Here is a 21,172-nt window from a genome sequence, read left to right on the forward strand (position 1 = left end):
GTGCAGGGCGCGGTGTGGGACATCGACTCCTTCGACCAGTGGGGCGTCGAGCTCGGCAAGGTCCTCGCCAAGCGCGTCGAACCCGCCCTCACCGACGGTGCCGAGGTCCCCGGCCTGGACGCCTCCACCAAGGCGCTGGTCGGCGCCTACCGGGAGCTGCGCGGCCGGCGGTGAGTCCGGAGCGGACAAGCGGGCGGCGGCACCCCGTCCGCTTGCCGTAGAATCCCCCGGCGATCATCACGGCGAGTGCTCGGGGGAGCAAGATGGCACGGACGCGCGGAAGTTGGACGGGTGGCAGACTCACACCCCGGTCCCTCCTCAATCCCAAGCAGGCGGCGACCGCCGTGTTCCACCCCGCGTGGATCCCGCCCTCGGTCGATCCCTCGATCGAGCAGCTCAAACGCTTCCGGGTCATCGCGGGCGCGGTCGCCTCGCTCGGCGTCTACACCATGTTCGAGGGCGGCTTCAGCGTCACTCAGCTGCTGGAGAACGCGTTGACGGCCTCCGTCGTCCTGCTGTTCATCACCCCGCTGACGGTCGGCGTGATGCTCTTCGTCTGGCGGCGCACCGGCACCGTCGGGCAGTTGCGGGGGCCGCTGTTCGACGCGCTCAAGCTGCTGCTGCTGTTCGTGGGCTGTGTCGCCGCCCTGGTCACGCTCGTCACCATGATCAATGTCTCGGCCAACCCGTTGGTGATCATCGTCGGCGGCATGACGATGCTGTGGATGACCGGTTTCGTGATCTGGGGAGCCATCAGGGTCTCCGGGAACTTCTTCGGCACCGCCGCCGTCCACCGCTGCCTCCCGGCGCTGCTGGCCACCGTGACGAGCTGGCTGATGGCCATCCCGGACCTCGTCACCGGCGACCTGCACGGGCTCAGCCTCACCCTGGGCATCGTCTTCATCCTCGGCGCGCCCGTGACGGTCACCGCGATCGCACTGCTGGAGACGGGCCGGCTCAAGCGGCGTTACGGCATCCGGCTGAAGGCCCACCCGGCGACTCTCCCGCCGGTCCCCGGACACCTCCCGCGGACCGGGCTGCCGCACGTACCGCCGCAGGGGAACCCCTTCGCGCCTCCGTACCCGTCTCCGGGAGCCGGCCGGCCCTACGCCCCCGGACCGCCGAACCCCTACGCGCCGCCGCCACAGCCGCCGTACGCGCCGCACCCGAACGGCAACCCCTACTCCCCGGGCCCGTACGGGTCCTGACGCCGCGTCGGGACCTGCCGCGGGAACGACAACCACCGCACACGAGAACGCCGGGTCCCATCGATGCGGGACCCGGCGTTCCGGTGTGCGAGGAGCGGCTACGCCGAGGCCGGCGGGTACATCGTCCGCGGCAGCTGCGAGGCCGCCGCCGAGTCCAGCAGCCACAGGGTGCGGGCACGTCCCCGCGCCCCGGCCGCCGGGGCCTGGATCTCACCGGCGCCCGACAGGGCCATCGCCACGGCGTTCGCCTTGTCCTCGCCCGCCGCGAGCAGCCACACCTCACGGGCGGTGCGGATCGCGGGCAGGGTCAGGGACACACGGATGGGCGGCGGCTTCGGGGAGCCGTGGACGCCGATCACCGTGCGCTCCGTCTCCCGCACTCCCGGATGCTCCGGGAACAGCGAGGCCACGTGCGTGTCCGGGCCGACGCCGAGCAGCAGGACGTCGAAGGACGGCACCGCCGCGTGGTTCTCCGGCGCGGCGGCCTTCGCCAGCTCCTGCGCGTACGCCGCCGCGGCGGCCTCCACGTCGGTGCCGTACGGGCCGTCCGAGGCCGGCATCGCGTGCACCCGCTCCGGATCCAGCGGCACCGCGTCCAGCAGGGCCTCGCGGGCCTGCGTGACGTTGCGCTCCGGGTCGCCCTCCGGCAGGAAGCGCTCGTCGCCCCACCACAGGTCGAGACGCGACCAGTCGATCGCGTCCCGGGCCGGGGACGCCGCCAGCGCGGCCAGCAGGCCGTTGCCGTTGCGGCCGCCGGTCAGCACCACGGACGCCGAACCCCGGGAGGACTGGGCGTCCACGATCTTCGTGATCAGCCGGGCCGCCGCGGCCTCGGCCATCAGCTCCTTGTCCCGGTGCACCACCAGCTGGGGGGTGTCAGTCACTTCGCCGCCGCCTTCCTGACCGGTGTCTTCTCCCGCGCCGCGTCCTTCGCGGGTGCTTTCGCGGCCGTCTCGACGGGAGCGGGGACCGCGACGGGCCCTTCGCCCGCTTTCCCGTCGGACGGGGCCGTCGCGTTCAGCCGGTCCACGCCGAAGCGCAGCGCCGAGGCGTACGTGTCGTCCGGGTCGAGGCGCCGCAGCTCCTCCGCGATCAGTTCGGCCGTCTCGCGGCGCTTGAGCGCCACCGCACGGGCCGGCTGCCCCGGGATCGACAACGTCGCGAGCGAGCCGTCGGCCCGGTCCAGGACGACCGGACCGCAGTCGGTGTCCATCCGGACCGCGGTCAGGCCCGGACCGCCCGACGTGGTGCGCCGCACCGGGACGTGCAGCCGGTCCGCGAGCCACATCGCCAGCAGCTCGCAGCTCGGGTTGTCCCCCTCGCCCTCCACCTCGACGCCCTGCACCCGGCAGTCGACCTGGTCCAGGGCCGCCGCGAGCATCGACCGCCACGGGGTGATGCGGGTCCAGGACAGGTCGGTGTCGCCCGGGCGGTAGGCGTCGGCGCGGGCCGCCAGCTCCCGTACCGGGGCCTCGCAGGCGTAGGTGTCGGTGACCCGGCGCTGGGCCAGCGCGCCCAGCGGGTCCCCGGCCGGGTCCAGCGGCGCGTTCACCGGCCACCACACCACGACCGGCGCGTCCGGCAGCAGCAGCGGCAGGACGACCGACTGGGCGTGGTCGGCGACGTCGCCGTACAGCCGCAGCACCACCGTCTCGCCGGTGCCCGCGTCGGCGCCGAGGCGGACCTCGGCGTCCAGCCGGGACCGGGTGCGGTCCCGGGGCGAACGCGAGACGCGCTTGATGACGACGAGCGTGCGCGAGGGGTGCTCGTGCGCGGCGTCGCTCGCGGCCTTCAGCGCGTCGTAGGCGTTCTCCTCGTCGGTGACGATGACCAGCGTGAGCACCATGCCGACGGCCGGTGTGCCGATCGCACGGCGGCCCAGCACCAACGCCTTGTTGATCTTGCTGGACGTGGTGTCCGTGAGGTCTGTCTTCATGGCCGGCGCCAGCTCCGTCCGTCTCGCTCCAGCATCTCGTCCGCCTCGACGGGCCCCCACGTACCGGACGGGTACTGCGCGGGCGTGCCGTGCTGGTCCCAGTACTGCTCGATCGGGTCGAGGATCTTCCAGGACAGCTCGACCTCCTCCGTGCGCGGGAAGAGGTTGGCATCGCCCAGCAGCACGTCCAGGATCAGGCGTTCGTACGCCTCCGGGCTGGACTCCGTGAAGGACTCGCCGTAGGCGAAGTCCATGGACACGTCCCGGATCTCCATCGACGTGCCCGGCACCTTGGAGCCGAAGCGGACGGTGACGCCCTCGTCGGGCTGGACGCGGATGACGATCGCGTTCTGGCCCAGCTCCTCGGTGGCCGTCGTGTCGAAGGGGGAGTGCGGGGCCCGCTGGAAGACCACGGCGATCTCGGTGACCCGGCGCCCCAGGCGCTTGCCGGTGCGCAGGTAGAAGGGGACGCCCGCCCAGCGGCGGTTGTCGATCCCGACCTTGATCGCGGCGTAGGTGTCGGTCTTCGACGCGGGGTCGATGCCCTCTTCCTCCAGATAGCCGACGGCCTTCGCCCCGCCCTGCCAGCCGGCCGCGTACTGGCCGCGCACGGTGTCCCGGCCCAGGTCCCTGGGGAGGCGGACCGCGCCGAGCACCTTGGTCTTCTCCGCCGCCAGCGCGTCCGCGTCGAAGGAGGCGGGCTCCTCCATCGCGGTCAGGGCGAGCAGCTGGAGCAGGTGGTTCTGGATGACGTCGCGGGCGGCGCCGATGCCGTCGTAGTAGCCGGCCCGGCCGCCGATCCCGATGTCCTCGGCCATGGTGATCTGCACGTGGTCGACGTAGGACCGGTTCCAGATCGGCTCGAACATCGTGTTGGCGAAGCGCAGCGCCAGGATGTTCTGGACGGTCTCCTTGCCCAGGTAGTGGTCGATGCGGAAGACCTGGTCCGGGGCGAAGACCTCGTGGACGATCGCGTTGAGCTCCTCGGCCGACCTCAGGTCGTGCCCGAAGGGCTTCTCGATGACCGCGCGGCGCCAGGAGCCGCCCGTCTGGTCGGCCAGCCGGTGCTTCTTCAGCTGCTGGATGACCACCGGGAAGGACTTCGGCGGCACCGAGAGGTAGAAGGCGAAGTTGCCGCCCGTGCCCTGCGCCTTGTCCAGCTCCTCGATGGTGGCGCGCAGCCGCTCGAACGCCTCGTCGTCGTCGAAGGTGCCCTGGACGAAGCGCATCCCCTGGATGAGCTGCTGCCAGACCTCCTCGCGGAACGGGGTGCGGGAGTGCTCCTTGACGGCGTCGTGCACGACCTGGGCGAAGTCCTCGTGCTCCCAGTCGCGGCGGGCGAACCCGACGAGCGAGAAGCCCGGCGGCAGCAGACCCCGGTTGGCGAGGTCGTACACGGCCGGCATCAGCTTCTTGCGGGACAGATCACCGGTGACGCCGAAAATGACCAGACCCGACGGCCCCGCGATACGCGGGAGCCGTCGGTCTGCGGGGTCACGCAGCGGGTTGCTGCTTGACAATTCCTAGCCCTCCGAGGGAGCGAGGCGCTTGAGCTCCGCCTCCGTCGACTTCAGCAGGTCGTTCCAGGCCGCCTCGAACTTCTCGACGCCCTCGTCCTCCAGGAGCTGGACCACCTCGTCGTAGGAGATCCCGAGCTTCTCGACCGCGTCGAGGTCGGCACGGGCCTGCTCGTAGGTGCCGGCGACGGTGTTGCCGGTGATCTCGCCGTGGTCCTCGGTGGCGAAGAGCGTCGCCTCCGGCATGGTGTTCACCGTGTTGGGCGCGACCAGGTCGGTGACGTACATGGTGTCGTCGTACGCCTTGTCCTTGACGCCGGTCGACGCCCACAGCGGACGCTGCTTGTTGGCGCCGGCCTTCTCCAGGGCGTTCCAGCGGTCGGAGGAGAAGACCTCCTCGTACGCCTGGTAGGCCAGACGGGCGTTGGCGACGGCGGCCTTGCCGCGCAGCGCCTTGGCCTCGTCGGTGCCCAGCGCGTCGATCCGCTTGTCGATCTCGGTGTCCACGCGGGACACGAAGAAGGACGCCACGGAGTGGATCTGCGACAGGTCCAGGCCGCGCTCCTTGGCCTTCTCCAGGCCGGTCAGGAAGGCGTCCATGACCTTGCGGTAGCGCTCCAGCGAGAAGATCAGCGTGACGTTGACGCTGATGCCCAGGCCGATGGTCTCGGCGATCGCCGGGATGCCGGCCTCGGTCGCCGGGATCTTGATCAGCGTGTTGGGCCGGTCCACCAGCCAGGCGAGCTGCTTGGCCTCGGCGACCGTCGCCTTGGTGTTGTGCGCGAGGCGCGGGTCGACCTCGATGGAGACCCGGCCGTCCTTGCCGCCGGTGGCGTCGAAGACGGGGCGCAGGATGTCGGCGGCGTCGCGGACGTCCGCCGTGGTGATCATGCGGATGGCCTCTTCGACGGTCACCCGGCGGGCGGCGAGGTCGGAGAGCTGCTGGTCGTAGCCGTGGCCCTCGGAGATCGCCTTCTGGAAGATCGACGGGTTGGTGGTGACGCCCACGACGTGCTGCTGGTCGATCAGCTCGGCGAGGTTGCCGGACGTGATCCGCTTGCGCGACAGGTCGTCCAGCCAGATCGCGACGCCTTCATCGGAGAGGCGCTTGAGTGCGTCTGTCATGGAAAATGCATCTCCTACGTGTCGTATACGAGCGTCAGCGCTGGGCGGCGGCGATCGATTCCCTCGCCTTGGCGGCCACGTTCTCGGCAGTGAAGCCGAACTCCTGGAAGAGCAGCTTGCCGTCGGCCGAAGCACCGAAGTGCTCCAGGGAAACGATGCGGCCGGCGTCCCCGACGTACTTGTGCCAGGTGAGACCGATCCCGGCCTCGACCGCGACACGGGCCTTCACGGACGGGGGCAGGACGCTGTCCCGGTACCCCTGGTCCTGCTGCTCGAACCACTCGACGGACGGCATCGACACCACGCGGGTCGGCACACCGTCGGCCTGGAGCGCCTCACGGGCCTCCACCGCCACGTGCACCTCGGAGCCGGTGGCGATCAGGATGACCTCGGGCTCGCCGCCGTCCGCCTCGAACAGCACGTAGCCGCCCTTGGCCGCGTCGTCGTTGGCCTCGTACGTCGGCACGCCCTGGCGGGTGAGCGCCAGACCGTGCGGCTGGCCCTTGCCGAACTCCTTCGTCCAGCGGCGCAGGATCTCGCGCCAGGCGATGGCGGTCTCGTTGGCGTCGGCCGGGCGCACGATGTTCAGGCCCGGGATGGCGCGCAGCGCGGCCAGGTGCTCGACGGGCTGGTGGGTCGGGCCGTCCTCGCCCAGGCCGATGGAGTCGTGCGTCCACACGTAGGTCACCGGCAGGTGCATCAGCGCGGACAGGCGCACGGCGTTGCGCATGTAGTCGGAGAACACCAGGAAGGTGCCGCCGTAGATGCGGGTGTTGCCGTGCAGCGCGATGCCGTTCATCTCCGCGGCCATCGCGTGCTCGCGGATGCCGAAGTGGATCGTTCGGCCGTACGGGTCCGCCTCGGGCAGCGGGTTGCCCGCCGGCAGGAAGGACGACGTCTTGTCGATCGTGGTGTTGTTCGAGCCGGCCAGGTCGGCGGAGCCGCCCCACAGCTCGGGGATCACCGCACCGAGCGCCTGGAGGACCTTGCCGGACGCGGCACGTGTGGCCACACCCTTGCCGGTCTCGAAGACCGGGATCTTCTCCTCCCAGCCCTTGGGAAGCTCGCCCTTGGCGATACGGTCGTACTCGGCGGCGCGCTCGGGGTTGTTGTCCCGCCACTGCTGGTAGGACTTCTCCCACACCGCGCGGGCGGCCTCGCCGCGCTCCAGGGCCTTGCGGGTGTGGCCGATGACCTCGTCGGAGACCTCGAAGGTCTTCTCCGGGTCGAAGCCCAGGACGCGCTTGGTGGCCGCGACCTCGTCGTCGCCGAGCGCCGAGCCGTGCGCGGCCTCGGTGTTCTGCGCGTTCGGCGCGGGCCAGGCGATGATCGAGCGCATCGCGATGAAGGACGGCCGGTCGGTGACCTTCTTCGCCGCCTCGATCGCCTCGTAGAGGGCGTTCGGGTCCAGGTCGCCGTCGGACTTCGGGTCGACGCGCTGCACGTGCCAGCCGTAGGCCTCGTAGCGCTTGACGGTGTCCTCGGAGACGGCCGTCTCGGTGTCGCCCTCGATCGAGATGTGGTTGTCGTCCCACAGCAGGATCAGGTTGCCGAGCTTCTGGTGGCCCGCGAGGGAGGACGCCTCGGCGGAGATGCCCTCCTGGAGGCAGCCGTCACCGGCGATGCAGTAGACGAAGTGGTCGAACGGGGACTCGCCCGCGGCGGCCTCCGGGTCGAACAGGCCGCGCTCGTAGCGGGCGGCCATGGCCATGCCCACCGCGTTGGCGACACCCTGGCCCAGCGGACCGGTCGTCGTCTCCACGCCCGTGGTGTGGCCGTACTCGGGGTGACCCGGGGTCTTGGATCCCCACGTCCGGAAGGACTTCAGGTCGTCCAGCTCCAGGCCGAAGCCGGCCAGGTACAGCTGGGTGTAGAGGGTCAGGGACGAGTGGCCCGCGGACAGCACGAAACGGTCGCGTCCGACCCAGTTCGCGTCGGCCGGGTCGTGCCGCATCACCTTCTGGAAGAGGGTGTAGGCGGCGGGCGCCAGGCTCATCGCCGTACCCGGATGGCCGTTGCCAACCTTCTGTACGGCGTCGGCGGCCAGGACGCGGGCGGTGTCCACGGCCCGCTGGTCCAGTTCGGTCCACTCGAGGTCTGTGGTGGTCGGCTTGGTGCTCACCCTGAGTCAGGGCTCCTCTCCACATGTCGGATGCCGGTGCACGTGGCGCCCACCGGCTGCCGGCGCATTCGTGCGTCGGCCGGCCATTGTCGAGCCTACCCCCGTAAGTACGTGCGTTTTTCCGCTGGAAACCAGACTGCCGGGAGTCTCGCGGATCCGCCTGTCGACTGGGCGAAACCGCATTCGGCAAGTGAATGCGCGGCCGCTCATCTGACCGCTCGAACGACTCTCCGTATGCACGTCGGAGCGCCCTCCGCAACACGAACGGACCCCCGCGAATGCCGGAGTCCGGGCAACGTCTAAAGTGGCGTGGTACGCGCGAGCCTTTACCGCCACTTCACGGGACAGGCTCGCTGGGAGTCTCTGTCAGGGGTGTGCGTGACGGCCGTTGAATCCCGTCCTGCGGGGGTAATCGGGACGAGCCAGGGCCCGAGTCACCGGCCGTTCGGGGCCCGTGTCAAGGCGTTCGTGGCACTGACCAAGCCGCGGATCATCGAGCTTCTGCTGATCACCACCGTGCCGGTGATGTTCCTGGCCGAGCAGGGTGTGCCGAACCTGCGGCTGGTGCTGCTCACCTGCGTCGGCGGTTACCTGTCCGCGGGCGGCGCCAACGCGCTGAACATGTACATCGACCGCGACATCGACGCGCTGATGGACCGCACCTCGCAGCGCCCGCTGGTCACCGGCATGGTCAGTCCGCGCGAGTGCCTCGCCTTCGGCATCACCCTCGCGGTGGTCTCGACGCTGCTGTTCGGTCTCACCGTCAACTGGCTGTCGGCGTGGCTGTCGCTGGGCGCGCTCCTCTTCTACGTCGTCGTCTACACGATGATCCTCAAGCGCCGCACCTCGCAGAACATCGTCTGGGGCGGCATCGCCGGCTGTCTGCCGGTGCTGATCGGCTGGTCCGCCGTGACCAACTCGATGTCCTGGGCGCCGATCATCCTCTTCGGGGTGATGTTCTTCTGGACGCCGCCGCACTACTGGCCGCTGTCCATGAAGGTCAAGGAGGACTACGCGCGCGTGGGCGTGCCGATGCTCCCGGTCATCGCCTCCAACAAGGTCGTCGCCCGGCAGATCGTGATCTACAGCTGGGTGATGGTCGCGGTGTCGTTGCTGCTGACGCCGCTGGGCTACACCGGCTGGTTCTACACGGCGGTCGCCGTCGCGGCCGGCGGCATGTGGCTGTGGGAGGCCCACGGGCTGCAGAACCGGGCCAAGGCCGAGGTCACGGGCGTCAAGCTCAAGGAGATGCGGCTGTTCCACTGGTCCATCACCTACGTGTCGGTGCTGTTCCTGGCCATCGCGGTGGACCCCTTCCTGCGCTGAGCTTTTCGAGTCGGGCTTCCTGAGCCGACGGCCGTCCGACGGGCGGGGTGCGTGGTCAAGGCCACGCACCCCGCCCGTCGCCGTTTGATCTACCCGTCGGTAGCATCCTGGGCATGGCAGACACGCAGCAGGTTGACGCGAAGGCCGAGCGCCAGGTGACCCGGCTGGCCCGGCGGATCGGCTCCTTCTCCCAGGCGCACGGCGGAGCCGAGGGCCAGGTGGCCTACATCGGCGAGCGCGGCGCCCGCATCGTCCTCGTCGGCGAGGACGGCGGCTGGGGCGACCTGGTCGCCCCCTCCTACGAGATCGCGAAGAAGGCCGTGGAGAAGTCCGGGATCACCGTCCACGAGGACTTCGACGGCGAGTTCGCGGCCAAGGTCACGACCGGCCCGTACGAGTGGTCGCGCATGGCGGGCATCCAGGTGGGCGGGCCGAGCAACACCTGACGCCGGTTCCCCCGTTAGGACCCGTAGGAAGCCGTGAGGCGCACGGTCCCGACGCGGGGAGTCCGGATGATCGAAACGCCGTCCCTGGTGGACCAGTACTGCCACGGCGTGCTGAGAACGGAGCTGGGCCTCGGCACCTTCGAGGCCCAGCTGGTCCGCACCGAGGGACCGCCCGCACCGGGCACCACCCTCTTCGACACCCAGACCGGCTTCGCGGTGCGCCGCTGGTGCCCGCCCCTGCTCGGCCTGGAACCCCACTGCGCACCCGCCCGCTACCTCGCCCGGCGCCGCGAACTCGGCGTCCTGGAGGCGGACCGCAGGCTGCTGCGCGGCAGCGGCATCACCACCTACCTGGTCGACGCCGGACTGCCCGGCGATCTGACCGGCCCGGCCGAGATGGCCGGCGCGGCGGACGCCGACGCCCACGAGATCGTGCGGCTGGAGCTGCTGGCCGAGCAGGTCGCCGACACCTCCGGCACCGTCGCGTCCTTCCTCGCCAACCTCGCCGAGGCCGTGCACGGCGCCGCCGCGCACGCGGTCGCCTTCACCTCCGTCGCCGGTGTGCGGCACGCGCTGGCGTTCGCCCCTCGGCCGCCGGGGCCCGGAGAGGTGCGCGGCGCCGCCGCCCGCTGGCTGGCCGGGCGCGAGGTCGGCGGTGAGCTGAGCGACCCCGTCCTGCTGCGTCACCTGCTGTGGACCGCCGTCGCCTCCGGGCTGCCGCTCCAGCTGCACGCGGGGCTCGGCGGACCGGGCCCGCGCGTCGACCGCACCGACCCCGCGCCGCTGACCGGCTTCGTGCGGGCCACCGCCGGCCTCGGCACCGACCTGGTCCTGCTGCACGGCTACCCGTACCACCGCCACGCCGCCCACCTCGCCGGCGTCTTCCCGCACGTCTACGCCGACTCGGGCGCCGCCCTGGTGCGCACCGGCGCCCGCGCCGCGACCGTGCTCGCGGAGGTCCTGGAGCTGGCTCCCTTCGGCAAGATCCTGTTCTCCAGCGGCGCCCGGGGACTGCCCGAGCTGCACGTCGTGGGCGCCCGTCTGTTCCGCGAGGCCCTCGACCGGGTGCTCGGCACCTGGGTGGCCGAGGGGGCGTGGGCGCGGGCGGACGCGCAGCGGGTGGCGGGCATGATCGCGTCGGGCAACGCGCGCCGGGTGTACGGCCTGGACTGAACCGGAGAGACTGGGCCGATGCCGACCGACGCCCTGCTCGACCGCTTCCTCACCGGCCTGACACCCCTCGCCCCCGTCGCCGTGTGGGCCCACGGCTCACTGGCGGGCGGCGACTACCAGGAGGGCCGCAGCGACCTCGACCTGATCGCGGTGCTGGACGGCCCGGTGACGCCCCGGACGACCTGGCGGCTGGGACTGCTCCACGCCCGCCTGCGCGCCGAACCCCTCGCCGGGCAGCTGCACTGCACCTACCTGACGCCCGACACGGCCGCCGACCCCGGACGACGGCATCTGACCTGGGCCCACCGGCAGCTCTTCAAACGGACCGTCACTCCGGTCACCCGGCGGGAACTGCACGGCTTCGGGCGCGTCCTGCACGGCGAGCCGCCGGGCCGCCTGCTGCCGCCGGTGCCGGACGCGGAACTGGCCGCGTACGTCGTCCGGGACCAGCGGGACTTCTGGCGGCCGGCCCTGCGCAAGGCGGAGCTGTGGCGGCAGGACGTCTGGGTCGACCTGGGCCTGCTCACCCACGCCCGCGCCACCGTCACCCTGCGGGACGGCCGTCTGATCACCAAGCGGCAGGCCCTGGCGGAACTGCCCGGCCTCGGCGCGCCCGGCGAGGTCGTCGAGGACATCGCGCGGCGACGTTACGGGACTCCCGCGCCGCCCACCGGGGAGTGGACCGCCCGCCGCGGCGAGCTGACCCGGGACTACTTGGGGCCGGCCATCGACACGCTGGTGGCGTCGTACACCTGAACGGGCGGCTCGGCCGCCGTCTCCTCGGGCCGCTCCCGCAGCGACAGCAGCACCCGCAGCACCCCGATCCACACCAGGCACGAGCCGAACATGTGCAGGGCGACCAGGACCTCGGGGAGGTCGGTGAAGTACTGCACGTAGCCGATGACGCCCTGGGCGAGCAGGATCAGGAACAGGTCGCGGGTGCGGGCCAGCGGCCCCTTGGGCGCGTCGACCGCCTTCAGCACGAACCACAGCGCGAACGTCAGCGTCACCACGATCCACGCCAGCACGGCGTGCCCCTTGGTGACCGTCTCCCAGTCGACCGGCATCCGCGGGACGTCGCTGGAGTCGCCCGCGTGCGGACCGGCACCGGTGACCACCGTGCCGACCAGGACGAGCAGCCCCGAAACGGCGATCAGCACCCACACCAACTGCTGGACGGCCTTGCCGACCAGGGGGCGCGGTGCCGCGTCGCCCTCCCGGGTGCGCTGCCACATCACCGTGGCCAGGGTGATCAGTGCTGTCGTGGCGACGAAGTGGGCCGCGACGGTGTACGGGTTGAGACCGACGAGCACGACGATCCCGCCGAGGACGGCGTTGCTCATCACGACCCAGAACTGCGCCCATCCCAGCCGGGTGAGGCTGCGCCGGTACGGCTTCTGCGACCGCGCGGCGATGATCGCCCAGCCGACCGCGGCGCACAGTACGTACGTCAGCATGCGGTTGCCGAACTCGATGACGCCGTGGAAGCCCATCTCGCTCGTGGTGGTCAGCGAGTCGTCGGTGCACTTGGGCCAGGTCGGGCAGCCCAGTCCCGACCCGGTGAGCCGGACGGCACCACCGGTGATCACGATGATCACCGACATGACGACGGGTGCGAGGGCCGCCAGCCGGACCGTCCGGGGTTCCGGGGTCCAGCGCGCGGCGATGAAGGCGAGCGGGTTGCGCACCGCGGCTGCGGCGTCGGCGCGGGTCACGTTTGGCACGCCGTCCATCGTAGGCGGCCGCTTGTGCACGCGTTCACGAGGGTCGCTCATCGCGCGTCCTCCTCGCGGCTACTCCCACCGGAAGAACCTCCCGGCGGCCGCGAGCCCCACGACCGCCCACACGGCGAGGATCGCGAGGTCGCCCCACGGCATCCCGGCCCCGTGCTGCAGCACGTCCCGCAGCCCGTCGGACAGGGCGGAGACCGGCAGCAGGCCGAGCACGTCCCGCGCCGCGTCCGGGAACTTGTCCAGCGGCACGATCACCCCGCCGCCCACCAGCAGCAGCAGGAAGACCAGGTTGGCGGCGGCGAGCGTCGCCTCCGCCTTGAGCGTGCCCGCCATGAGCAGTCCGAGCCCGGAGAAGGCCGCCGTGCCGAGCACCATGAGGAGCAGCACGGAGAACGGGTTGCCGTGCGGCGACCAGCCCAGCGCGAAGGCGATCGCGGTCAGCAGGACCACCTGGAGCACCTCGGTGACCAGCACGGACACCGTCTTGGCGGTCATCAGGGCCCAGCGCGGCAGCGGCGAGGCGGCGAGCCGCTTCAGCACCCCGTAGCGGCGCTCGAAGCCGGTGGCGATGGCCTGCCCGGTGAACGCCGTCGACAGCACGGCCAGCGCCAGGACGCCGGGGGCGAGGAAGTCCACGGCCTCGCCCTCGCCGGTGTCGACGATGTCGACCGAGCTGAACAGCACCAGCAGCAGCGTCGGGATGATCACCGTCAGCAGCAGCTGTTCGCCGTTGCGCAGCAGCATCTTCGTCTCGAGTGCGGCCTGCGTCGCGATCATGCGGCCGAGCGGCGCGGCGCCGGGCCGGGGGGTGTAGGTGCCGGTGGTTGTCGTCATGCGCGCAGTTCCTTGCCCGTGAGCTCCAGGCTGTGCCTTCCCGGGGGGCGACCCCCGGACCCCCGGCCATCCTCTGTCCTGGTACGGATCATGCGCGCAACTCCTTGCCCGTGAGCTCCAGAAAGACGTCCTCCAGGGTGTGCCGTTCCACCGAGACGCGGTCCGGCATCACCCCGTGCTGGGCGCACCAGGAGGTCACCGTGGCCAGCAGCTGCGGGTCGACCTTGCCCGTGACGCGGTAGGAGCCCGGTGTCAGCTCGGCGGCCGAGGAGTCCGCGGGGAGGGCCTTGAGCAGCGAGGCCACGTCGAGCCCGGGCCGGCCGGTGAAGCGCAGCGTGTTCTCGGCGCCGCCGCGGCACAGCTCCTCGGGCGAGCCCTGGGCGACGACCCGGCCGGCGTCGATGATCGCGACGTCGTCGGCCAGCTGCTCGGCCTCGTCCATGTAGTGCGTGGTGAGGATCACGGAGACGCCGTCGCCGCGCAGATCCCGTACGAGGTCCCAGGTGGCGCGGCGGGCCTGCGGGTCCAGGCCCGCGGTCGGCTCGTCCAGGAACACCAGCTCGGGGCGGCCGACCACGGCCATCGCGAGGGCGAGCCGCTGCTGCTGGCCTCCGGAGAGCCTGCGGTACGGCGTCCGCCCGCACGAGTCCAGCCCCAGCCGCTCGATCAGGGCGTCGACGTCCAGGGGGTGGGCGTGCAGCCGGGCGACGTGGCGCAGCATCTCGTCCGCGCGGGCGCCGGAGTAGACGCCGCCGGACTGGAGCATCACGCCGATCCGGGGACGCAGCTCGGGGCCCTGGCGCACCGGGTCCAGGCCCAGGACACGCACGGTGCCGGAGTCCGGCCTGCGGTATCCCTCACAGGTCTCGACGGTGGTCGTCTTGCCGGCCCCGTTGGGGCCGAGTACGGCGGTGACACCCGCCCGGGCCACCAGGTCGAGGCCGTCCACCGCGGTCTTCGTGCCGTACCGCTTCACCAGGGCCTGGACCTGGACCACGGGCTCGCTTCGCATGGGTCACGAGTCTAGGTACGCCGGCGGGGGCTCAGGCGCGGGGGTGCTCGATGTCCTCCGCACGGGGACGGTGCAGCGGCAGCCACCGCTCGGCGTAGGCGACCGCGTCCGCCAGCGGGAACAGCCGTACGTCGGCCGCGCCGACCTTGCCGCGGACGACGGGCCGGTCCCGTTCGAAGTCGTGGCCCAGCTCGTCGAACCGGTCCGAGGTGATCGAGACCTCGGTCACGCGCTCCCAGCCCACCGGTCCCGGCCGGCCCACCTCGACCAGCGGGGAGGGGATCCGGTACTCGGCGAGGTGGAAGGCGGTGCAGGCGCCGTAGCCCGCCCCCAGCAGGAGCGTCCGCGCGCCCAGCCGCTCCAGGGTCGCCAGGGGGCTGCGCTCGCCCAGCCGGCAGTCGGTGGCGTGTCCTGCGACCACCTCGGCGGCGCGCGGGCCGAGGGCCGCGAAGGACGTCTGCGGGTGCGCGCTGCGCACGGCGCCCGGCCAGGTGCGCACGGTCTCGGGGATCACGCCGACCCCGCGCGAGGGCGTGATCAGCGGGTCGTAGGCGGGCATCGCGGCGCGGACGGTGTCCCACCACTCCTCGGGCACCGGCGGGTTGCCCCACAGGGCCGGGTCGGAGAGGTCTCCGGTCTGGGTGGGGACGACCAGGGTGCCGTCCGGGCCGAGGGCGTCGAGGAGTCCCTGGACGACCGCGACGGGCCCTCCGCAGACCCAGCCGAGCGAGCTGAGGGAGGAGTGCACGAGGAGGACGTCGTCGGTCCGTACGCCCAGCTCGCGCAGTCCGGCGGCGATGGTGCCGCGGGTGACGAGCGGGCCGGTCGGAGCGGGTGCGGGCATGCGGGCGAGTCTTGCCGAAGCTCGCCCCGGGCGCCACCGTTTTGATCGATCAAAGATCGTTTTCGCAGGTCACATTAGGTATACCTAAGTGACGCAGGGCACCTTCCGGCCGTCCGGACGCGGCTTGCCCACCCTTGAGGAATTACGCAACAATGGCGTTGTGAAAAACGTTGGCGAGGCTCCGCAGGAGGAACTCGCGACCGGTGAGCGGTCCACCCGTAACCGTGTCGCGCGCTCCATCCTGGACCACGGGCCGTCGACCGTCGCCGAGCTCGCCGGGCGCCTGGGCCTGACCCAGGCCGCCGTCCGGCGCCACCTCGACGCCCTGGTCGCCGACGACGTGGTCGAAGCCCGTGAACAGCGGGTCTACGGTACGCGCACGCGCGGGCGCCCGGCCAAGGTCTTCGCGCTCACCGACTGCGGCCGCGACGCCTTCGACCAGTCGTACGACAAGCTCGCCGCGGACGCTCTGCGCTGGATCGCCGAGCAGGAGGGCGGGGAGCAGGCGATCGCCGCCTTCGCCCGCGCCCGGATCGCCGCCCAGGCGGGCGCGTACCGCAAGGCGCTCGAGGGCGTCGCCCCCGAGCAGCGGACGCAAGCCCTGGCCAAGGCCCTGAGCGCGGACGGGTACGCTGCTACCGCGCGCAGCGCGCCCCGGCCCCAGCAGGGCGAGCAGCTCTGCCAGCACCACTGCCCGGTCGCCCACGTCGCCGAGCAGTTCCCGCAGCTGTGCGAGGCGGAGACGGAATTCTTCGCCGAGCTGCTCGGTACGCATGTGCAGCGGCTCGCGACCATCGCGCACGGTGACGGCGTCTGCACCACGTACGTCCCCAAGACTTCCAAGACCACCGACAACGCATCCACAAGCACGGCCGGGAGGAACCCCGCATGACTCTCCCCACGGAGACTGCTCACCCTGAGCTCGAGGGCCTGGGCAAGTACGAGTACGGCTGGGCCGACTCCGACACGGCCGGCGCCTCCGCCAGGCGCGGCATCGACGAGGACGTCGTCCGGGACATCTCCGCCAAGAAGAACGAGCCGGAGTGGATGACCAAGCTCCGCCTCAAGGGCCTGCGCCTCTTCGAGAAGAAGCCCATGCCGAACTGGGGCTCGGACCTGTCGGGCATCGACTTCGACAACATCAAGTACTTCGTGCGCTCCACGGAGAAGCAGGCGGAGTCCTGGGAGGACCTGCCCGAGGACATCAAGAACACGTACGACAAGCTCGGCATCCCCGAGGCGGAGAAGCAGCGCCTCGTCGCCGGTGTCGCGGCCCAGTACGAGTCCGAGGTCGTCTACCACCAGATCCGCGAGGACCTGGAGGAGCAGGGCGTCATCTTCCTGGACACCGACACCGCGCTGAAGGAGCACCCGGAGCTCTTCAAGGAGTACTTCGGCACGGTCATCCCGGTCGGTGACAACAAGTTCGCGTCGCTGAACAGCGCGGTGTGGTCCGGCGGCTCCTTCATCTACGTCCCGCCGGGCGTGCACGTCGAGATCCCGCTGCAGGCCTACTTCCGCATCAACACGGAGAACATGGGCCAGTTCGAGCGGACCCTGATCATCGTCGACGAGGGTGCCTACGTGCACTACGTCGAGGGCTGCACCGCCCCGATCTACAAGTCGGACTCCCTGCACTCCGCGGTCGTCGAGATCATCGTCAAGAAGAACGCCCGCTGCCGCTACACGACCATCCAGAACTGGTCGAACAACGTCTACAACCTGGTCACCAAGCGCGCCGTGGCGTACGAGGGCGCGACCATGGAGTGGATCGACGGCAACATCGGCTCCAAGGTGACGATGAAGTACCCGGCCGTCTACCTGATGGGCGAGCACGCCAAGGGCGAGACCCTGTCCATCGCCTTCGCGGGCGAGGGCCAGCACCAGGACGCCGGTTCCAAGATGGTCCACATGGCGCCGAACACCTCGTCCAACATCGTGTCGAAGTCCGTCGCCCGCGGCGGCGGCCGCACCTCCTACCGCGGTCTGGTCGAGATCGGCGAGGGAGCCCACGGCTCGAAGTCGAACGTGCTGTGCGACGCGCTGCTCGTCGACACGATCTCCCGCTCCGACACGTACCCCTACGTGGACGTCCGCGAGGACGACGTGTCCATGGGCCACGAGGCGACCGTCTCCAAGGTCTCCGAGGACCAGCTCTTCTACCTGATGAGCCGCGGGCTGAGCGAGTTCGAGGCGATGGCGATGATCGTGCGCGGCTTCGTCGAGCCGATCGCCAAGGAGCTGCCGATGGAGTACGCCCTCGAGCTCAACCGGCTGATCGAGCTGCAGATGGAAGGTGCGGTCGGCTGACCCCCGCACCGTCCCGCAAGCCCCTTACGCAACGGAAAGCGAGCACTACGACAGCCATGGCTGAGGCTCAGAACATCCCGGTCGGTTCGACGACCGCCGGTGCGATCGCGGTGGCCGCCGAGGCCGACTCGACCGTCGCCACGCGCATGAGCGCGCCCCCGTCCTTCGACGTGGCGGACTTCCCGGTCCCGCACGGCCGCGAGGAGGAATGGCGGTTCACCCCGCTGGAGCGGCTGCGCGGCCTGCACGACGGCACGGCCACCGTCACCGGCGAGGGCGTCAAGGTCGCCGTCGAGGCACCCGAGGGCGTCGTCGTCGAGACCGTCGGCCGCGACGACGCGCGGCTCGGCAGGGCGGGCACCCCGGTGGACCGCGTCGCCGCCCAGGCGTACTCCGCCTTCGAGCAGGCCGGCGTGATCACGGTCCCCAAGGAGACGGTCCTCACCGAGCCGATCCGCATCGCCGTGCACGGCGAGGGCGGGGTCGCCTACGGCCACCAGGTCGTCGAGCTCGGCGCCTTCGCCGAGGCCGTCGTGGTCATCGACCACACCGGTGACGCGGTGCTCGCCGCCAACGTCGAGTTCGTGCTCGGCGACGGCGCCAAGCTGACCGTCGTGTCCGTACAGGACTGGGACGCCAAGGCCGTGCACGTCGGCCAGCACAGCGCGCTGGTCGGCCGCGACGCCTCCTTCAAGTCGGTCGTCGTCACCTTCGGCGGCGACCTCGTCCGCCTGCACCCGAACGTGCGGTACGCGGGCCCCGGCGGCGAGGCCGAGCTGTTCGGCCTCTACTTCACCGACGCCGGCCAGCACCAGGAGCACCGTCTCCTGGTCGACCACAACGTTCCGCACTGCAAGTCGAACGTCGTCTACAAGGGCGCGCTCCAGGGCGACGACGCGCACGCGGTGTGGATCGGCGACGTGCTCATCGAGGCCAGGGCCGAGGGCACCGACACCTACGAGATGAACCGCAACCTCGTCCTCACGGACGGCGCGCGGGTCGACTCGGTGCCGAACCTGGAGATCGAGACCGGCGAGATCGTCGGCGCCGGCCACGCCTCCGCGACCGGCCGCTTCGACGACGAGCAGCTCTTCTACCTGATGGCGCGCGGCATCCCCGAGATCGACGCCCGCCGCCTGGTGGTCCGCGGCTTCTTCGCCGAGCTGGTCCAGCAGATCGGTGTCCCGGACATCGAGGAGCGCCTCCTCACCAAGATCGAAGAGGAGCTGGAGGCGTCGGTCGCATGACCTTCGTACGCGTCTGTGGAGCGGACGAGCTGGAGGAGGACACCCCGAAACGGGTGGAGCTCGACGGCACGCCGATCTCCGTCGTGCGGACCGAGGGCGAGGTCTTCGCGATCCACGACATCTGCTCGCACGCGAACGTCTCGCTGTCCGAGGGCGAGGTCGACGACTGCCACATCGAGTGCTGGCTGCACGGCTCGCGCTTCGACCTCCGCTCGGGCAAGCCCGACAGTCTTCCGGCGACGCGCCCCGTCCCCGTATACCCCGTAAAGATCGAAGGGGACGACGTGCTCGTCTCCCTCACCCAGGAGTCCTGAGGCACCCATGGCAACGCTTGAAATCCGAGACCTGCACGTCACCGTCGAGGCCGACAACGCCACGAAGGAGATCCTCAAGGGCGTCGACCTCACCGTGAAGCAGGGCGAGACGCACGCCATCATGGGCCCCAACGGCTCCGGCAAGTCGACCCTCGCCTACTCGCTCGCGGGTCACCCCAAGTACACGATCACCGGCGGCACCGTCACCCTCGACGGCGAGGACGTCCTGGAGATGTCCGTCGACGAGCGCGCCCGCGCCGGCCTGTTCCTCGCCATGCAGTACCCGGTCGAGGTCCCCGGCGTCTCGGTCTCCAACTTCCTGCGCACCTCCGCGACCGCCGTCCGCGGCGAGGCCCCCAAGCTGCGCACCTGGGTGAAGGAGGTCAAGGAGGCCATGCAGCGCCTCAACATGGACCCCGCCTTCGCCGAGCGCAACGTCAACGAGGGCTTCTCCGGCGGTGAGAAGAAGCGCCACGAGATCCTCCAGCTGGAGCTGCTCAAGCCGAAGGTCGCGATCCTCGACGAGACCGACTCCGGCCTGGACGTCGACGCCCTGCGCGTCGTCTCCGAGGGCGTCAACCGCGTCCGCGAGACCGGTGAGGTCGGCACCCTGCTGATCACGCACTACACGCGCATCCTGCGCTACATCAAGCCCGACCACGTCCACGTCTTCTCGGCCGGCCGCATCGTCGAGTCCGGCGGCGCCGAACTCGCCGACAAGCTGGAGGAAGAGGGCTACGAGGCTTACACGAAGGGTGGCGCATCCGAGTGACACAGCTGCCGGGCCTCCTCGACACCGAGGCGATCCGCAAGGACTTCCCGATCCTGGACCGCCAGGTCCACGACGGAAAGAAGCTCGTCTACCTGGACAACGCGGCGACCTCGCAGAAGCCGCGCCAGGTGCTCGACGCCCTCAGCGAGTACTACGAGCGCTACAACGCCAACGTCCACCGTGGCGTGCACGTCCTCGCCGAGGAGGCCACGGCGCTGTACGAGGGCGCGCGGGACAAGGTCGCGGAGTTCATCAACGCACCGTCGCGCGACGAGGTGATCTTCACCAAGAACGCCTCGGAGTCCCTCAACCTCGTGGCGAACATGCTCGGCTGGGCCGACGAGCCCTACCGCGTGGACCACGAGACCGAGATCGTCATCACGGAGATGGAGCACCACTCCAACATCGTGCCGTGGCAGCTGCTCGCGCAGCGCACGGGCGCGAAGCTCCGCTGGTTCGGTCTCACGGACGACGGCCGGCTGGACCTGACGAACATCGAGGAGGTCATCACCGAGAAGACGAAGATCGTCTCCTTCGTGCTGGTCTCCAACATCCTGGGCACCCAGAACCCGGTCGAGGCGATCGTGCGCCGCGCCCAGGAGGTCGGCGCCCTCGTGTGCGTCGACGCCTCCCAGGCCGCGCCGCACATGCCGCTGGACGTGCAGGCCCTCCAGGCCGACTTCGTGGCCTTCACCGGCCACAAGATGTGCGGCCCGACCGGCATCGGCGTCCTGTGGGGCCGCCAGGAGCTGCTGGAGGACCTCCCGCCGTTCCTCGGCGGCGGCGAGATGATCGAGACCGTCTCGATGCACTCCTCCACCTACGCCCCGGCACCGCACAAGTTCGAGGCGGGCACGCCGCCGGTCGCGCAGGCGGTCGGTCTCGGCGCGGCGATCGACTACCTCGACTCGATCGGCATGGACAAGATCCTCGCCCACGAGCACGCGCTGACCGAGTACGCGGTCAAGCGGCTGCTGGAGGTCCCGGACCTGCGCATCATCGGCCCCACCACGGCCGAGGAGCGCGGCGCGGCGATCTCCTTCACGCTGGGGGACATCCACCCGCACGACGTGGGCCAGGTCCTCGACGAGCAGGGCATCGCGGTCCGGGTCGGCCACCACTGCGCGCGGCCGGTCTGCCTGCGGTACGGAATTCCTGCGACCACGCGAGCGTCGTTCTATCTGTACTCCACGCCGGCCGAGATCGACGCGCTGGTCGACGGCCTGGAGCACGTACGGAACTTCTTCGGCTGA

At 70.8% G+C, this 21,172-nt stretch carries 20 protein-coding genes and 1 pseudogene; 12 read left to right on the plus strand and 9 right to left on the minus strand.

Going from position 1 to position 21,172, the window contains the following annotated elements; all coding sequences use genetic code 11:
• A pseudogene (locus tag ACIRFH_RS15835) lies at positions 1-174 on the plus strand (glucose-6-phosphate isomerase); the annotation flags it as partial.
• 89 nt (positions 175-263) lie between these two features.
• The gene (locus ACIRFH_RS15840; protein ID WP_403520809.1) at positions 264-1,208 is read left to right on the plus strand and encodes a hypothetical protein; all 945 of its coding nucleotides are present in this window, start codon (positions 264-266) and stop codon (positions 1,206-1,208) included.
• Positions 1,209-1,306: 98 nt separating this feature from the next.
• On the opposite strand, the gene pgl is transcribed toward ACIRFH_RS15840, so the two are convergent.
• From pgl to tkt, 5 genes are read right to left on the minus strand one after another with little or no spacing between them, the layout of a single operon-like run.
• On the minus strand, positions 1,307-2,092 hold the full coding sequence (pgl, locus tag ACIRFH_RS15845; protein ID WP_403520811.1) for a 6-phosphogluconolactonase: 786 nt from the start codon (positions 2,090-2,092) through the stop codon (positions 1,307-1,309).
• Positions 2,089-3,144, minus strand: a complete 1,056-nt coding sequence (gene opcA / locus ACIRFH_RS15850) for a glucose-6-phosphate dehydrogenase assembly protein OpcA (protein ID WP_403520813.1) — start codon at positions 3,142-3,144, stop codon at positions 2,089-2,091. Before opcA ends, pgl begins: the two co-directional genes overlap by 4 nt.
• Positions 3,141-4,664 carry a glucose-6-phosphate dehydrogenase gene (zwf, locus tag ACIRFH_RS15855; RefSeq protein ID WP_403520815.1) on the minus strand — a complete coding sequence of 508 codons (1,524 nt, stop codon included), beginning with the start codon at positions 4,662-4,664 and terminating at the stop codon, positions 3,141-3,143. The genes opcA and zwf overlap by 4 nt, the downstream gene beginning before the upstream one ends.
• Before the next feature lie 3 nt (positions 4,665-4,667).
• Positions 4,668-5,786 carry a transaldolase gene (gene tal, locus ACIRFH_RS15860; RefSeq protein ID WP_403520817.1) on the minus strand — a complete coding sequence of 373 codons (1,119 nt, stop codon included), beginning with the start codon at positions 5,784-5,786 and terminating at the stop codon, positions 4,668-4,670.
• A gap of 34 nt (positions 5,787-5,820) precedes the next feature.
• On the minus strand, positions 5,821-7,908 hold the full coding sequence (gene tkt, locus ACIRFH_RS15865; protein WP_403520819.1) for a transketolase: 2,088 nt from the start codon (positions 7,906-7,908) through the stop codon (positions 5,821-5,823).
• Between the two features lie 372 nt (positions 7,909-8,280).
• On the opposite strand from tkt, the gene ACIRFH_RS15870 reads away from it, so the two are divergent.
• The 4 genes from ACIRFH_RS15870 (at position 8,281) to ACIRFH_RS15885 (ending at position 11,609) form a co-directional block, all read left to right on the plus strand.
• Complete coding sequence (locus tag ACIRFH_RS15870; protein ID WP_403520821.1) at positions 8,281-9,234, plus strand: heme o synthase; 954 nt, start codon at positions 8,281-8,283, stop codon at positions 9,232-9,234.
• A 113-nt stretch (positions 9,235-9,347) separates the two neighbouring features.
• Positions 9,348-9,680: a hypothetical protein gene (locus tag ACIRFH_RS15875; RefSeq protein WP_403520823.1), complete on the plus strand. Its 333-nt coding sequence runs from the start codon at positions 9,348-9,350 to the stop codon at positions 9,678-9,680.
• 66 nt (positions 9,681-9,746) lie between these two features.
• Entirely contained in the window at positions 9,747-10,853 is a 1,107-nt protein-coding gene (locus tag ACIRFH_RS15880) for an amidohydrolase family protein (RefSeq protein ID WP_403520825.1), read from the plus strand.
• A gap of 18 nt (positions 10,854-10,871) precedes the next feature.
• On the plus strand, positions 10,872-11,609 hold the full coding sequence (locus ACIRFH_RS15885; RefSeq protein ID WP_403520827.1) for a nucleotidyltransferase: 738 nt from the start codon (positions 10,872-10,874) through the stop codon (positions 11,607-11,609).
• Here ACIRFH_RS15885 and ACIRFH_RS15890 read toward each other — a convergent pair.
• From ACIRFH_RS15890 to ACIRFH_RS15905, 4 genes are all read right to left on the minus strand, one after another.
• Positions 11,564-12,586 carry a heme A synthase gene (locus ACIRFH_RS15890; RefSeq protein ID WP_403521104.1) on the minus strand — a complete coding sequence of 341 codons (1,023 nt, stop codon included), beginning with the start codon at positions 12,584-12,586 and terminating at the stop codon, positions 11,564-11,566. The two genes, ACIRFH_RS15885 and ACIRFH_RS15890, sit on opposite strands and share 46 nt — an antisense overlap.
• 60 nt (positions 12,587-12,646) lie before the next feature.
• Positions 12,647-13,420, minus strand: coding sequence for an ABC transporter permease (locus ACIRFH_RS15895; protein ID WP_403520829.1), 774 nt, complete (start codon positions 13,418-13,420; stop codon positions 12,647-12,649).
• Between the two features lie 88 nt (positions 13,421-13,508).
• Positions 13,509-14,432: an ABC transporter ATP-binding protein gene (locus ACIRFH_RS15900; RefSeq protein WP_403520831.1), complete on the minus strand. Its 924-nt coding sequence runs from the start codon at positions 14,430-14,432 to the stop codon at positions 13,509-13,511.
• Positions 14,433-14,463: 31 nt separating this feature from the next.
• Positions 14,464-15,276: an aminoglycoside N(3)-acetyltransferase gene (locus ACIRFH_RS15905; protein ID WP_403520833.1), complete on the minus strand. Its 813-nt coding sequence runs from the start codon at positions 15,274-15,276 to the stop codon at positions 14,464-14,466.
• A 160-nt stretch (positions 15,277-15,436) separates the two neighbouring features.
• On the opposite strand from ACIRFH_RS15905, the gene ACIRFH_RS15910 reads away from it, so the two are divergent.
• Genes ACIRFH_RS15910 through ACIRFH_RS15935 form a run of 6 tightly spaced genes read left to right on the plus strand, consistent with a single transcriptional unit; the run spans position 15,437 to position 21,172 of the window.
• Positions 15,437-16,168, plus strand: coding sequence for a helix-turn-helix transcriptional regulator (locus tag ACIRFH_RS15910; protein WP_403520835.1), 732 nt, complete (start codon positions 15,437-15,439; stop codon positions 16,166-16,168).
• A complete protein-coding gene (gene sufB / locus ACIRFH_RS15915; RefSeq protein ID WP_226030380.1) occupies positions 16,165-17,586 on the plus strand; it encodes a Fe-S cluster assembly protein SufB in 1,422 nt (473 codons plus the stop codon). The genes ACIRFH_RS15910 and sufB overlap by 4 nt, the downstream gene beginning before the upstream one ends.
• 56 nt (positions 17,587-17,642) lie before the next feature.
• On the plus strand, positions 17,643-18,833 hold the full coding sequence (sufD, locus tag ACIRFH_RS15920) for a Fe-S cluster assembly protein SufD (RefSeq protein WP_403520837.1): 1,191 nt from the start codon (positions 17,643-17,645) through the stop codon (positions 18,831-18,833).
• A complete protein-coding gene (locus ACIRFH_RS15925) occupies positions 18,830-19,147 on the plus strand; it encodes a non-heme iron oxygenase ferredoxin subunit (protein WP_351140629.1) in 318 nt (105 codons plus the stop codon). The genes sufD and ACIRFH_RS15925 overlap by 4 nt, the downstream gene beginning before the upstream one ends.
• 7 nt (positions 19,148-19,154) lie before the next feature.
• Positions 19,155-19,919 (plus strand): Fe-S cluster assembly ATPase SufC, encoded by a 765-nt coding sequence (gene sufC, locus ACIRFH_RS15930; protein WP_403520839.1) that lies wholly within the window; start codon positions 19,155-19,157, stop codon positions 19,917-19,919.
• The gene (locus ACIRFH_RS15935; RefSeq protein WP_403520841.1) at positions 19,916-21,172 is read left to right on the plus strand and encodes a cysteine desulfurase; all 1,257 of its coding nucleotides are present in this window, start codon (positions 19,916-19,918) and stop codon (positions 21,170-21,172) included. The genes sufC and ACIRFH_RS15935 overlap by 4 nt, the downstream gene beginning before the upstream one ends.

This window comes from Streptomyces sp. NPDC093586 (assembly GCF_044764905.1).
Taxonomy (GTDB): Bacteria; Actinomycetota; Actinomycetes; order Streptomycetales; family Streptomycetaceae; genus Streptomyces.